11 protein-coding genes are annotated in these 13,260 nt (G+C 73.2%); 6 read left to right on the forward strand and 5 right to left on the reverse strand.

Annotated features, from left to right (window positions below; all coding sequences use genetic code 11):
- The first annotated feature begins 210 nt into the window (after positions 1 to 210).
- Both HNP84_RS48675 and HNP84_RS48680 read left to right on the forward strand, forming a co-directional pair.
- Positions 211 to 1,596: an FAD-dependent oxidoreductase gene (locus tag HNP84_RS48675; RefSeq protein ID WP_185056963.1), complete on the forward strand. Its 1,386-nt coding sequence runs from the start codon at positions 211 to 213 to the stop codon at positions 1,594 to 1,596.
- 101 nt (positions 1,597 to 1,697) lie between these two features.
- Positions 1,698 to 2,039: a metalloregulator ArsR/SmtB family transcription factor gene (locus tag HNP84_RS48680; RefSeq protein WP_312927357.1), complete on the forward strand. Its 342-nt coding sequence runs from the start codon at positions 1,698 to 1,700 to the stop codon at positions 2,037 to 2,039.
- A 40-nt stretch (positions 2,040 to 2,079) separates the two neighbouring features.
- On the opposite strand, the gene HNP84_RS48685 is transcribed toward HNP84_RS48680, so the two are convergent.
- Positions 2,080 to 4,188 (reverse strand): glycoside hydrolase family 6 protein, encoded by a 2,109-nt coding sequence (locus HNP84_RS48685; protein WP_185056964.1) that lies wholly within the window; start codon positions 4,186 to 4,188, stop codon positions 2,080 to 2,082.
- Between the two features lie 208 nt (positions 4,189 to 4,396).
- Between HNP84_RS48685 and HNP84_RS57000 the strand changes: the two genes are divergently transcribed.
- On the forward strand, positions 4,397 to 4,750 hold the full coding sequence (locus HNP84_RS57000; RefSeq protein WP_376772044.1) for an FAD-dependent monooxygenase: 354 nt from the start codon (positions 4,397 to 4,399) through the stop codon (positions 4,748 to 4,750).
- A 147-nt stretch (positions 4,751 to 4,897) separates the two neighbouring features.
- Here HNP84_RS57000 and gdhA read toward each other — a convergent pair whose 3' ends face one another.
- Positions 4,898 to 6,241 (reverse strand): NADP-specific glutamate dehydrogenase, encoded by a 1,344-nt coding sequence (gene gdhA, locus HNP84_RS48695; protein WP_185056965.1) that lies wholly within the window; start codon positions 6,239 to 6,241, stop codon positions 4,898 to 4,900.
- A gap of 208 nt (positions 6,242 to 6,449) precedes the next feature.
- Between gdhA and HNP84_RS48700 the strand changes: the two genes are divergently transcribed.
- Positions 6,450 to 6,848: an ArsR/SmtB family transcription factor gene (locus HNP84_RS48700; protein ID WP_185056966.1), complete on the forward strand. Its 399-nt coding sequence runs from the start codon at positions 6,450 to 6,452 to the stop codon at positions 6,846 to 6,848.
- The gene (locus HNP84_RS48705; protein ID WP_185056967.1) at positions 6,848 to 7,558 is read left to right on the forward strand and encodes a cation efflux transmembrane domain-containing protein; all 711 of its coding nucleotides are present in this window, start codon (positions 6,848 to 6,850) and stop codon (positions 7,556 to 7,558) included. The genes HNP84_RS48700 and HNP84_RS48705 overlap by 1 nt, the downstream gene beginning before the upstream one ends.
- A gap of 41 nt (positions 7,559 to 7,599) precedes the next feature.
- Here the strand turns inward: HNP84_RS48705 and HNP84_RS48710 are convergent, their stop codons facing one another.
- On the reverse strand, positions 7,600 to 8,004 hold the full coding sequence (locus tag HNP84_RS48710) for a hypothetical protein (protein ID WP_185056968.1): 405 nt from the start codon (positions 8,002 to 8,004) through the stop codon (positions 7,600 to 7,602).
- The gene (locus tag HNP84_RS48715; RefSeq protein ID WP_185056969.1) at positions 8,001 to 8,183 is read right to left on the reverse strand and encodes a hypothetical protein; all 183 of its coding nucleotides are present in this window, start codon (positions 8,181 to 8,183) and stop codon (positions 8,001 to 8,003) included. Before HNP84_RS48715 ends, HNP84_RS48710 begins: the two co-directional genes overlap by 4 nt.
- Before the next feature lie 235 nt (positions 8,184 to 8,418).
- Here HNP84_RS48715 and HNP84_RS48720 point away from each other — a divergent pair, with 235 nt between their 5' ends.
- Positions 8,419 to 10,014, forward strand: coding sequence for an MFS transporter (locus HNP84_RS48720; RefSeq protein WP_185056970.1), 1,596 nt, complete (start codon positions 8,419 to 8,421; stop codon positions 10,012 to 10,014).
- Here HNP84_RS48720 and HNP84_RS55720 read toward each other — a convergent pair.
- Positions 10,009 to 13,260 (reverse strand): AfsR/SARP family transcriptional regulator, encoded by a 3,252-nt coding sequence (locus HNP84_RS55720; protein WP_185056971.1) that lies wholly within the window; start codon positions 13,258 to 13,260, stop codon positions 10,009 to 10,011. The genes HNP84_RS48720 and HNP84_RS55720 overlap by 6 nt on opposite strands.

Raw genomic sequence — 13,260 nt, forward strand, 5'->3', positions numbered from 1 at the left:
TAGGCGGAGGACCGGGCCGGTTCAGGGCCTGACCGCGCCGCGGGAGCAGGACGGCACCCCGCCTGCCCGCGGCCGGTCGGGCCCGCCCCGACCCGGCTGATTTGATGGCCACCTAATTTGACAAACCTCTAAGCAGTGCGGCACTCTCCTGATGACGCTGATTCGACATGCTTCTAAGCAGGCGTGGGCGCGACGAGGAGAGATGTGATCATGAGCGGATGCTGCGGTCCCGTGACCGCCGAGATCGAGCGGTTCGGTCAGGGCACGGCGGGACTGCCCGTCGTGGTGATCGGCGCCGGGCCGGTGGGACTGGCCGCCGCCGCGCACCTCGCCGAGCGCGGCCTGGACTTCCTGGTCCTCGAAGCCGGAGAGCAGGCCGGCGCGTCGGTCGCGCAGTGGGGCCACGTACGGGTGTTCAGCCCCTGGAAGTACGACATCGACGCCGCCGCCCGCCGCCTGCTGGAGGCCGCCGGGTGGACCGCGCCCGACCCCGAGTGGCTGCCCACCGGCGCCGAGCTGATCCGCGACTACCTCGCCCCCCTGGCCGCGCTGTTCGGCGAGCGGGTACGCACCCGCGCCCGGGTGAGCGCGATCAGCCGCCTCGGCTACGACCGCGTCCGCACCGCCGGCCGCGAGGACGCTTCGTTCCTGATCCGCCTGGAGAGCGGCGAGGAGATCCGGGCCCGCGCGGTCATCGACGCCTCCGGAACCTGGAGCACCCCCAACGTCCTGGGGGCCAGCGGGCTGCCCGCGCACGGCGAGGCCGAGGCCGCCCCGCTCATCGACCACGCGCTGCCGGACGTGCTGGGCGCGGACCGGGCGGCGTACGACAGCGGCCACACCCTCGTGGTCGGCGCCGGTCATTCGGCCGCCACCACGATCATCGCCCTGGCTCAGTTGCCCGAGGCCGAGATCACCTGGGCGATCCGGGCGGGCAGCGCCGCGCGCGCGTACGGCGGGGGAGAGGCCGACGCGCTGCCCGCGCGCGGCGCGCTCGGCACCCGCCTGCACCAGCTCGTCACCTCGGGCCGGGTCCGGCTGCTGACCGGCTTCTTCACCCACGCCGTCGAGCGGGACGGCGCGCGGGTGCGGGTGGTCGGCCGCGACCCCTCCGGCGCCGAGCAGGCCGTGACCGCCGACCGGATCGTGGCCGCCACCGGCTACCGGCCCGACCACGCCATCGCCGCCGAACTGCGCCTGGACCTGGACCCGGTCCTCGGCTCCACCCGCGCGCTGGCCCCGCTGATCGACCCCAACCAGCATTCCTGCGGCACAGTCCCGCCGCACGGGGTGGACGAGCTGGCCCACCCCGAGCCCGGCTACTACGCCATCGGCGTCAAGTCCTACGGCCGCGCGCCCACGTTCCTGCTGGCCACCGGCTACGAGCAGGCCCGTTCGGTGGTGGCGGCCCTGGCCGGCGACTGGGAGGCCGCCCGCGACGTGCGTCTCGAACTGCCGGAGACCGGCGTGTGCTCCTCCTCCCTCGCCGAGGCCCAGGAACGGCGGGTCGGCCTGGCCACCGGGATCGGCGGCGGCCTGCTGTCGGCCCCGCTCGCGACCGTCTCCGCCTCCGAGGGCGGCGGCTGCTGCGGCTGAGCGGCGTTCGCGCCGGCCGCCCATCACCGCCTATCATTTAGACGGCTGTCGAAGCAGTCGCGGATTGAGGGGGTGCGGTGGTGGCGACGGCGGTGCCCGTGGTGACCGATGGTCCGTGCTGCGCGCCGATCGCGCGCGAGCCGCTTGGTGAGGCCGACGCGGCCGAGCTGGCGACACTGCTGAAGGCGGTGGCCGATCCGGTGCGGCTGCGTCTGCTGTCGATGATCGGCAGCCACGCCGGCGGCGAGGCGTGCGTGTGCGACCTGACCGACGCCTTCGACCTGACCGCGCCGACCATCTCCCACCACCTCAAGGTGCTGCGCACCGCCGGGCTGATTGACGGCGAGCGGCGCGGCACCTGGGTGTACTACCGGATCATCCCGAAGCAGGTGGCCCGGCTCGGCGCGCTGTTCACCCCGCTCGCCGAACCGGTCTCCGCATGAGCTCATCGCCCGTCGTCCCGCGGCCGGTGCGCGGCGGCCCTCAGCGGAGCGGCGGGTTGGCCAGCCTGGCCCGCTCCAGGGCCATTTCCGGCCAGAACCGCCCGCCGTACGGGATCACCTTGCCGTAGACCGGGTCCTCCGGGCCGTCGGTGCCGCGGGTGCACGCCCCGTTGGAGCGGCCGGGCTCGAAGATCCACAGGTAGGCGTCCACCAACTCGTCACCGGTCTCCGTCGTCGGCCGGAGGCCGACACCGCGCCCCGGCGGGTTGCACCATGTCTCCGGCTCCGGGTAGGTCTTGTCCGGCACCCACTCGCCCCGTCCGTTACGGCTGGTGTCGATGACGAAGTGCGGCAGCGCGGACGGGTCGCCCGGCACCGCCGCGATCTCGGTGCCGGGGCAGTCCCCGGTCCCCTTCACGAACTGGAAGCGGATGCACCTGGCCAGCCGGTTGCCGTAGCGGACGAGGCCGTCGGTGGGCTGGTAGTTGCTGGCGTTGAGGAAGAAGCCGTCCGCCTCGTCGATTCTCGCCTGAATGAGCCGGCGGCTCATCTCGCTCGGCTCCGGCCAGCTCTCGAAGCTGCCGTCGAGGTAGACGGCGGTGTGAGAGAGCTCGCCGAATTCCCGGACGGCGAAGGCGAGGTTCTGGAATCGCTCCCGCTGGGCCTTCGCATCCCCTTTCTCACACTCGTTGGTAGCGGGAAGCTTCACCAGGCTGTTGGGCTCCAGGATCACCACCGCACGTGCGTCGCCGATCTCCGCGGCGATGCCGCTGATCCAGGAACGGTAGGCGGAGCCGCTTTGGGTTCCGTGCTCGTGGCAGTCGCGCAGAGGGATGCCGGCGGTGACGAAGACCGGGACCGAGCCGGTCTTCGCGGCGCCCTTCAGGGTCGCGGCGACCGTGCGGCGGGCCACCGCGCCGGAGCCCTCCAGCCAGACCGACTGGGGGACCTTCGCGAGCGCTCTCAGCAGCGCCGCGTCCTCCGTGCGTCCGATCGCGGTCTTGAGTTCCACCTCCCGGGAGAGGTCGCCGTTGGGAGGGGTGAACAGCCGGACGTCGTCGTCATCGAGGGGGTTGGGCCCGGACGCGCTCAACGGCCGCCTTCCGGTCGGCGGAGACGGCGGGGTCGTGGCGGGGCCGCTCTCCTGGCCCTTCGCCGCCGTGGCCGGTCGCGTCCCGGCGGCGGAGGATGACGCGGGTCCCCCGAGGACATCGGACTGCGCCGCCACGACGATCGCCGCCGCGAGCGCGCAGGCCGCCGTCGCCACGCCCACTCCGGTCCACAGCCGCCCGCGTCCGGATCCCGTGGCGACCCGCCCCAGCGTGGTCTCACCCTTCGGGACGGACGAGCCCGCGGGTCCGGCGCTGAGCGCGTCCAGCAGGTCCTGCGGCGTGGGGCGGTCGGCGGGGTCCTTGGCGAGGGCGGCCCGGACGAGGGGAAGGAGGGGGCCGCCGAGCCCGGACAGCTCCGGTTCGTCGTGGATGACCTGGTAGAGGACCGAGGCCGTGGCCCCGCCGCCGAAGGGAGGGCGCCCGCCGGCCGCGAAGGCCATCACGCCGCCCCAGGCGAACACGTCGCAGGCCGGGCTGATCGGCACGCCTCGCAACTGTTCGGGCGCCATGAACGAAGGCGTGCCCACGACACCGCTGGAATGCGTGTGGCCCTCGATCAGGTGCGCCACGCCGAAGTCGATGACCTTCGGGCCCACGGGGGAGAGCAGCACGTTCGACGGCTTCAGGTCACGGTGGATGATCTGCGCGCCGTGGATGGCCCGCAGGGCGACCGCGATGCCGACCGCGAGCGCGTCGAGGCTGGAACCGGTCAGCGGGCCGCCGGACTTGACGGCCTGATCCAGGCTCGGCCCGGACACGAACTCCGTCACCATGTACGCCAGGTTTCCGTCCACATCGGCGTCGAGCACCGGGGCGGTGCAGAAGCGGGCGACCCGCTGGGCGGCGGCGACCTCACGGCGGAAACGGCGGCGGAAATCGGGATCGCTGGAGAGATGCCCGTGGATCACCTTGAGCGCCACCCGGGTATCGCCCGCCGTCTTGGCGAGATAGACCACGCCCATCCCGCCCTGGCCGAGCCTGCCGAGGAGGACGTACGGCCCCACCCGGCGCGGATCGTTGTCCTGCAGCGCGTCCATCGCCCTCCTGCCTGAATGCGCGTGCGCTCAATCATGTCAAACGATCAAAGCGATTCCCAGCGCGATTATCGGCGCCCTTTCAAGCGTTTTCCGGGGCCGGGATAGCCGGGATAGCCGGGATAATCGTCTTGATGGAATTCACGACCGGCCGCACGCGGCGTGGACACCCGGCCTGCCGCCGCCGGGGAGGGCTGTTTCCATCACTTGATTGACAGCTTCCCGGGGCTCTCGCCGGCGCCGCGGTGGCCGACCGGTTCGCCGCGGGCCGGGTCTTCCTGGCCGGCGACGCCGCCCACGTCATGCCCCTGCGGGAGCGTACGGCGCCGACACCGGCATCCAGGACGCCGCCGACCTCGCGTGGAAACTCGCCAACGTCCTGCGCGGCCGGGCGGGCCCGGCCCTGCTCGACACCTACGACGCCGAACGGCGGCCCATCGCCCGGCTGACCGTGGACCAGGCGCCGGCCACGGGCCGCGAGTGGTTCGGCGCCGAGCTGCCGCCGCAGGCCGGAGCGGTCGAGCTCCTCCGGCCTTCGGCGTCACCGGCACCGGCGCGGTGCTGATCCGCGGTTCATCGCCTGGCGCGCCGGGGGAACGGCCGGTCCCCGCGCCGCCGCGGTTCTCGGCCGCGCCTGCCGGCACCTGCTCGGCACCGGTCCGGGCTGAGCCGCCGTTTCACCGTGCGGGACGCGCCGGAGCGCCGCCCGCGCTCAGATCAGGCCCAGGGCCAGCATCGCGTCGGCGACCCGGCGGAAGCCGTCGATGTTGGCGCCGGCCACGTAGTTGCCCGGCATGCCGTACTCCTCGGCGGTCTGCAGGCAGCGGGCGTGGATGTCCCGCATGATCTCCTGGAGCCGGTGCTCGGAGAACTCGAACGTCCACGAGTCGCGGCTGGCGTTCTGCTGCATCTCCAGCGCGCTGGTCGCCACGCCGCCCGCATTGGCCGCCTTGCCCGGCCCGAACGCGACGCCCGCCTCCAGGAACACCTTGATGCCCTCCGGCGTGGTCGGCATGTTGGCCCCCTCGCCCACGGCGATGCAGCCGTTGTCCACCATGAAGGCGGCGTCGCGGCCGGTGATCTCGTTCTGCGTGGCCGACGGCATCGCCACCTCGCAGGGCACCTCCCACACGCTGCGCCCCGGCACGAAGGTGACGTGCGCGCCCCGCCGTGCCGCGTACTCCTCCAGCCGGCCGCGCTCGACCTGCTTGATCCGCTTGAGCAGCGCCAGATCGATGCCCTTCTCGTCCAGCACGTAGCCGGAGGAATCCGAGCAGGCCACCACGACGCCGCCGAGCTGCTCGATCTTCTCGATGGTGTAGACGGCCACGTTTCCGGAGCCGGACACCACGACCCGCTTGCCGTCGAACGACGTGCCGCGGGCCTTCAGCATCTCCTCCACGAAGAACGCGCACCCGTAGCCGGTGGCCTCGGTGCGCACCTGCGCACCGCCGTACGCCAGGCCCTTGCCGGTGATCACGCCGGACTCGTAGCGGTTCGTGATCCGCTTGTACTGGCCGAACAGGTAGCCGATCTCCCGGCCGCCGACGCCGATGTCACCGGCCGGCACGTCGGTGTACTCGCCGATGTGCCGGTAGAGCTCCGTCATGAAGCTCTGGCAGAAGCTCATCACCTCCCGGTCGGAGCGGCCCTTCGGGTCGAAGTCCGACCCGCCCTTGCCGCCGCCGATCGGCAGGCCCGTCAGACCGTTCTTGAAGATCTGCTCGAACCCCAGGAACTTGACGATCCCCAGGTAGACCGACGGATGGAAGCGCAACCCGCCCTTGTACGGCCCCAGCGCGCTGTTGAACTCCACCCGGAAGCCGCGGTTGATCTGCACCTCGCCCCGGTCGTCCATCCACGGCACCCGGAAGATGATCTGCCGCTCAGGCTCGCAGATGCGTTCGATGATCTTCGATTCGGCGTACTCCGGATGCTTTCCGAGAACCGGGCCGATGCTTTCGAGCACCTCGCGCACCGCCTGGTGGAACTCGATCTCCCCAGGGGTGCGGCGAAGCACGTTCTCGTAGATCGACGACAGTCGCTCGTGCACCACGCACTCTCCAAGTCACTGGTCAAAGTCCTCTCACTTTACGGGCCGGCCCGTTGTGAGGAGAACGCGCCTCCCGCCCCCGCCGCAGGCCCCGGGCGGTCGCCCCCGCCCAGGTCGGACGCGTGGAGCGTCGGACGCATGGCGAGCCGGAGCGCGCCCGGCGGGAGGGGGAGGCCCTGGACCGATGACGAAATCGGGCTATCATCGCCATATGGCGATTAATCCTGAAGGTGGCAGGTGTGTCAGCGCGGACATCGCCGCGGGCATCTCCCCGGCCGCGGCGCTGTTCCACTCCCTCGCCGACGAGACCCGGCTGCGCATCGTGCAGCGGCTGGCGCGCGGCGAGGCACGGGTGGTGGACCTGACCACCCAGCTCGGGCTGGCGCAGTCCACGGTGTCGAAGCATCTGGCCTGCCTGCGTGACTGCGGTCTGATCGACTACCGGGCCGAGGGCCGCCAGTCCTTCTACAGCCTGACCCGGCCCGAGCTGATGGACCTCCTGTCGTCGGCCGAGCAACTGCTGGCCGCCACCGGTCACGCCGTGACGCTGTGCGTGCGGCCAGGTGACGGGTTCCAGCTCGGCGAGGAGATGGCAGGGGAGGCGCTGTGATGACCACGCTGAACGTGCTGCCTCCGCCCGCCCGGCGCGCGGTGCTGCGCCGGCGCATCCGGCTGCTGGTCGCGGCGACCATCACCTACAACGTGATCGAAGCCGTGGTCGCCATCACCGCCGGTGCCATGGCCTCCTCGGCGGCGCTGATCGGCTTCGGCCTGGACTCCGTCGTCGAGGTCGCCTCCGCCGCCGCGGTGGCCTGGCAGTTCTCCGCCGCCGACCACGAACGCCGCGAGAAGACCGCACTGCGCGTCATCGCGATCTCGTTCTTCGCGCTGGCCGCCTACGTGACCTTCGACGCCGTACGCGCCCTGTCCGGCGTCGGCGAGGCCGAGCACTCCACCCCCGGACTGATCCTGGCCGCCCTGTCGCTGGTGATCATGCCGTTCCTGTCGTACGCCCAGCGCCGCACCGGACGCGAGCTCGGATCGGTGAGCGCGGTGGCCGACTCCAAGCAGACCCTGCTGTGCACCTACCTGTCGGCCGTGCTGCTCGTGGGCCTGGCGCTCAACAGCCTGTTCGGCTGGTCCTGGGCCGACCCGGTCGCCGCCCTGGTCATCGCCGCCGTCGCGGTGAAGGAAGGCCGGGAGGCGTGGCGCGGCGACGCCTGCTGCGCCGTCAACCCGCTGGCCGCGGCCTCCGGCGCGGCCCCCGCCGCGTCCTGCGGCGACGCCTGCTGCGCGACCGGCCGGAAGGACGCGCCGTGAGCCGCGCGCTGCGCCGCCACCGGAGGAGGTCGTGAGCCGGGCTACGGGATGAGATCGATCTCGACTTCGCGCAGCCTGGTGAGCGGGAACGGGTTGGAGGTGACCACGGGCAGCGAGCGCCGATGCGCCGCGTGGACCACGGAGGCCGCGGTCAGGGCCTCGGCGGCGAAGGGGCCGGCCGTGTGCAGCACCTCGGCGACCCCGGGGGCGTTCCCCGGGGTGAGGGCGTCCACCACGGAGATGTCCATGGCCAGCAACGCCTCCAGCACGGGCACGTCCTTGCCGGGAATCTGGGCGAGCGCCGTGGCGAGCGCCGGCGCCGTGGTGACCACGGGCACGATGTAGCCGGCATGGCCGGCGCGGGACCAGATGACGGCGTCGACGTACGGGGAGGTGCGGCGGGCCCAGGCGATGAGAGCGGTGCTGTCCAGCACCCTTCCGATCACGCGGCGTGGGGACGGGTGCGCTCGAACTCGGCGTCGCGTTCGGCGGCGAGCCGGAGCGCGTCGGCCGGGGGCTCGCCGCCCATGATCTCGCGGAGCGTGGCGAGCACCGAGGCGCGTACCTCTTCGGGGTAGTCGCGGCGTTCCTCATCCGGCCGCTGGGTCGCGTGATCGGGGGTCATGCGGTCAGGATACCCGGCGGCCCGCGGCCCTCTCCAGCGAATGGACCGACGAGGGCCAGGTCCTGCGGGGCGAACAGGACCGCGACGAGGGGGGCACGCATCCGTCGAGTGCGGATCGACATCGCATCGAAAGCAGCCCGCGGCATCGTGACGCCGGAACCTCGCGAGGCGCACGCGGCCGGGTTCCGGCATCCCACGCGCCTCGCGTCACCTCTGCCGAGCGAAGGAGTCGCGCATGTCGCCGAAGCCGGAGTCCGTACCCCGGCCGCGGGCGGGCGCCCGGGAGTGGATCGGTCTCGCCGTTCTGACGATGCCGGTGCTTCTCCTGTCGATCGACCTGACCGCCCTGCACCTCGCCCTGCCGCACCTGGCCGCGGATCTCGCCCCGAGCAGCACCCAGCAGCTCTGGATCCTCGACATCTACGGCTTCATGACGGCGGGTCTCCTGATCACCATGGGCACGCTGGGCGATCGCATCGGGCGGCGCAGGCTGCTGCTGGCCGGAGCGGTCGCCTTCGGGGCGGCCTCGGTGGCCGCCGCCTACTCCACCAGTGCCGAGATGCTGATCGTGACGCGGGCCCTGCTGGGCGTGGGCGGCGCCACCTTGATGCCGTCCACCCTGGCGCTGATCAGCAACATGTTCCACGACGCCCGGCAGCGCGGGCTCGCCATCGGCGTGTGGGGGAGCTGCTTCGCCGTCGGTGGCGCGATCGGGCCGGTGGTGAGCGGGCTGATGCTCGAATGGTTCTGGTGGGGTTCGGTGTTCCTGCTGAACGTCCCCGTCATGGCGGTGTTGCTGGTCGCCGGGCCGTTCCTGCTGCCCGAGTTCCGCGATCGGAGGGCGGGCCGCCTGGACGTCCTGAGCGTACTGCTGTCGCTGGCCGCGATCTTGCCGCTCGTCTACGCGCTGAAGACGGGCACGAGGGACGGCTGGCAGCCGTCGGTCGCCGGTGCGCTGCTCGCCGGCACGGCCTGCGGCGTGCTGTTCGCCCGGCGGCAGCGCCGCCTGCCCCATCCTCTGATGGATCTGGCGCTGTTCAGGCACCGGGTCTTCGGGGTGGGCCTGGGCAGCACTCTGTCGGGGCAGCTCGTGCAGGCCGCCTTCATCCTGCTGTTCGCCCAGTACCTGCAGCTTGCGCAGGGGCTCTCGCCCCTCCAGGCCGGACTGTGGATGATGCCGTTCGCGGCGGTCAACGTGGTCGGCTCGATGGGGGCGCCGCTCCTCGCCGCCAGGATCGGGCCGGGACGCACCATCGCCCTCGGACTGGTGGTCATGGCGATCGGCTTGTCGCTGTTCGTCCGGGCACAGGACACACTCGAAACCGGGCTCGCGCCGGCCGTGACAGGCGCGATGCTCATCTCGATCGGCGTGGGGCCGCTGCTCGTCCTCGTGCTCGACCTGATCATCGGGGTGGCGCCGAAGGAGAAGAGCGGCTCGGCGTCGTCCTTGTCGGAGACCTTCTCCGAGGTCGGCATGGCGCTGGGCGTCGCCACCGGGGGCGCGCTGGCCGGCGCGGTCTACCGGTCGGCCGTCGCGGACGACCTGCCGGGCGGCACGCCGGAGCCGGTCGCTGAGGCGGCGCGCGACAGCCTCGCCCGGGCGATGGCCGCGGTGGAGCGCCTGCCCGCCGGCCAGGCGCAGGAGGTACTGCAGGCGGCCAGGGAGGCGTTCGGGACGGGGCTCACCGTCGCCGGATGCGCCGGCATCGTCATCGTGCTCGTGCTGGCGGTCCTCGCCTGGGTGTTCCTCGGCCCCCGCTCCGCTCCCGGCCGGGCCGACGCCGAAGCCCGTTGTGAGGACCGGTGCGTGGAGGGCTCCACGGTGTCATGACCCCGGCGGCCGGACCTCCGGGAGCGCGTCCGCGCCTTCTGCGCGACCGCGGCCGAACTCCTCGTCGAAGGCGGCGGCGCCGATCGCGGCCCTGACGGTGGCGGTGACGCGATCGACGTCACCGCGCTCGGCCGGGGGCAGAGGAGCTCCGGCCGCCTCACGCGCGCCGGCCGCCGCACCCAGAAGCCGGGCGGCTTCCCGGTGGCGCCCGGTCAGGGCGCGGGCACCGGCGAGCCCCTCCAATGCCAGCGCCACCGCGCGGGGATCGCCGGTACGGCGGGCCGCTGCCAACCCCTTCAGGTGCCATCGGCCCGCGGCCTGGCGGTCGCCGCGCAGTTCGGCGGCGAACCCGAGCTCGGCGCAGATCAGCGCCAGGCCGGGCTGCCAGTCGACCTGTCGGCACCACTCGATCCACGGGCGCAGGTGGTGCTCGGCCGCCTCCGGGCGGCCCTGGCGCCTGGCGCTGAGCGCGAGGCCGAGGTCGGCGAACAGCTCGGCGGGCTTGTCGCCCTGCTCCACGGCGGCACGGCGAGCCCTCCGGTGCAGCTCGTCCGCCTGACGGTGGTGCCCGGTGAGCATCGCGACGCGTCCCATCCTGGAGATGATCCCCGGGACGGCGACCGACAGCCCGAGCTCCTCGGCCAGGCCCAGGCTGTCCTCGTTCAGGCGCCTGGCGCGCTCGTAGTCACCGGTGACCTCGGCGAGCACGGTGAGCGATTCCATGGCGTACAACCGGCCCCAGTGGTCGCCCAGCTCGCCGAACATCGCCAGGCTCTGCTCGCCGTGACGGCCCAGAGCCGCCAGGTCGCCCCGGCCGATCGCCTGGGAGGCACGCGTGGCGAGCGCCGCGGCGAGTCCCCAGGTGTCGGCCCGGTCCCGGAACCCGGCCAGGGCGCGCTCGACCAGATCCTCGCTCGCCTCCTGGTCACCCCCGCCGAACAACGCGTAACCGAGAAACCACTGGGCGCGGGCGAGACCGTGCGGGTCGTCGATCGTCTCGAACCGCCGCAGCACGTCCTGGCACTGCGCGACCGGGTCGCCGGCGATGCCGCTCAGCACCATCACACCGCTCTGCCAGGCCGCGACGCGGGCCCTGAGGCCAGGGGGCGCGCCGTCCGCGACGGCCCGTACGCACCCCAGGGACCGCAGGGCCTCGCCCCAGCGTCCGCGCAGGAACCAGTGCCAGGCGAGCGCGTCGGCGAGGCGCAGTGCCACCTCGGCGTGCCCGCCCCGGACGGCGCCGTCCAGGGCGAGCCGCAGGTTGGTGGCCTCCTCGTCCAGGCGGCGCGCCCAGTGGGCCTGGCCGGGGCCGCGCAGCCTGCACGCGGCGTGTTCGGCCAGCTCCAGGTAGTGCAGCGCGTGGAGGCGCCGTCGATCGGCCAGTTCCCCGGCCTCCCGCAGCCGCATGAGGCCGTAGTCGGCGACCGACTCCAGCAGCCGGTACCGGACGTTCCCGCTCTCCTGGTGCACGGCCACCACCAGCGACCGGTCCACCAGCCGCGCCACCAAGCCCGCCACGTCCTCGCCGGGCAGGTCCGGCCCGGCGCAGACCGCCTCGGCGGCCTCCAGCGTGAACCCCTCGCCGAAGACCGCGAGCCGGGACAGCAGCGCCCGCTCCGCCGTGTCGAGCAGGTTCCAGCTCCAGTCGATCACGGCCTGGAGGGTCCGCTGCCGCGGGGGTGCTCCCCGCCGTCCCCAGCCGAGCAGGCGGAACCGGTCATCCAGCCGGGCGAGCACGCCGCGCACCCCGAAGGCCCGCACCCGGGTCGCGGCCAGTTCGAGCGCCAGCGGGACTCCGTCGAGCCGCCGGCAGAGCGTGGCGACGTCGCCGGCGTTGCCCTCGTCCACGGTGAACCCCGGGACGGCCGCCGCCGCGCGCTGCGCGAAGAGCCGTGCGGCGGCGTACGTCATGACCCTCTCCGGAGCGGCGCCGGCCCCGGCGTCCGGCACGTCGAGCGGGGGGACGGGCCAGACGACCTCTCCGGCGTGTCCGAGCGGCTCCCGGCTGGTCGCGAGCACGCGCACGTCCGGTGCGCCTCGCAGCACCTCTCCCACGAGCTCGGCCGTCTGCTCCACGACGTGCTCGCAGTTGTCCAGAAGCAGCAGCATCTGGCGCCCGCGCAGCGCCGTGACCAGCCGCTCGACCCCGTCGCGCCGGAGCGCGGAGCGGCCCACCGGGGCCGGCGCCACGTCGTCGCGCAGGTTGAGGGCGGCCGCGACCGCCTCGGCGGGCGGGAACTCGGCGCCGGCCTCGGCGGCCCGGTGGCCCGCCAGCTCGACCATCCACACGCCGTCGCGATAGGAGCCCACCAGTCGCCGTGCCGTCTCCACGGCGAGCCGTGTCTTGCCCACGCCTCCGGAGCCGGTGAGGGTGACGAGTCTGGCCTTCCCCACCAACTCGCCGATCGCGGCCACGGCGTCGTCTCTGCCGATCAACTCGGTCACCGGCGCCGGCAGGTTGGTCGCGGGCACCGCCGCTCCCGCCGCGACACGCACCGGCGGGCCGGCGCGCTGCTCCAGTATCTCCTGGTGGAGTGCGACGAGCTCGGGAGCGGGATCGACACCGAGCTGCTCGCGGAGATGCCGGCGCAGCTCGTGGAAGCCGGCCAGGGCCTCGCTCTGCCGTCCCATGGCGTACAGGGCGCGCATGTGCGCGGCGCGCAGCCGCTCCCGCGTGGGATGCCGGGCCACCAGCTCGGCCAGGTCGCCGAGGGCCTGGCCGTGTTCGCCGGCCTCCAGGCGGGCCTCCGCCAGATCCTCCAGAGCCAGCAGCCGCTCCTCCTCCAGGCGGGCGATCTCCGCCCGCGCGAACCCGTCCTCGGCGAAATCGGCGTAGGCCGGGCCGCGCCACAACGTCAGAGCCTCGCCCAGCAGCCGCGTCCGGGCACGCGGGTCCGCGGTCTCACGGGCCCGGCCGACCTTGTCGTGGAAGACGCAGGCGTCGATCGCCCGATCGGCCGGCCGCAGCAGGTATCCGGGCGGGCGCGACTCCACCAGCTCGCGGGCGCCGGGCTCCGCGCCCTCCAGGGCGCGTCTCAACTGCCAGACCTTGCGGTGCAACGCCGGTATGGGCCGGTCCGGCGGGTCGTCCCCCCAGATGTGCTCGGCCAGGCGGCCGGCCGACACCGGACGCCCCCGGTTCGCGAGCAGGACGGCGAGCAGGGTTCGGACCTTGGCCTCGGGCACGTGGACGGGCGTGCCCCCATCGGTGTGCACCACGACCGGACCGAGAACCCCGAACAACAC

The organism is Thermocatellispora tengchongensis, assembly GCF_014202315.1.
In the GTDB taxonomy this organism is placed as follows: Bacteria; Actinomycetota; Actinomycetes; order Streptosporangiales; family Streptosporangiaceae; genus Thermocatellispora; species Thermocatellispora tengchongensis.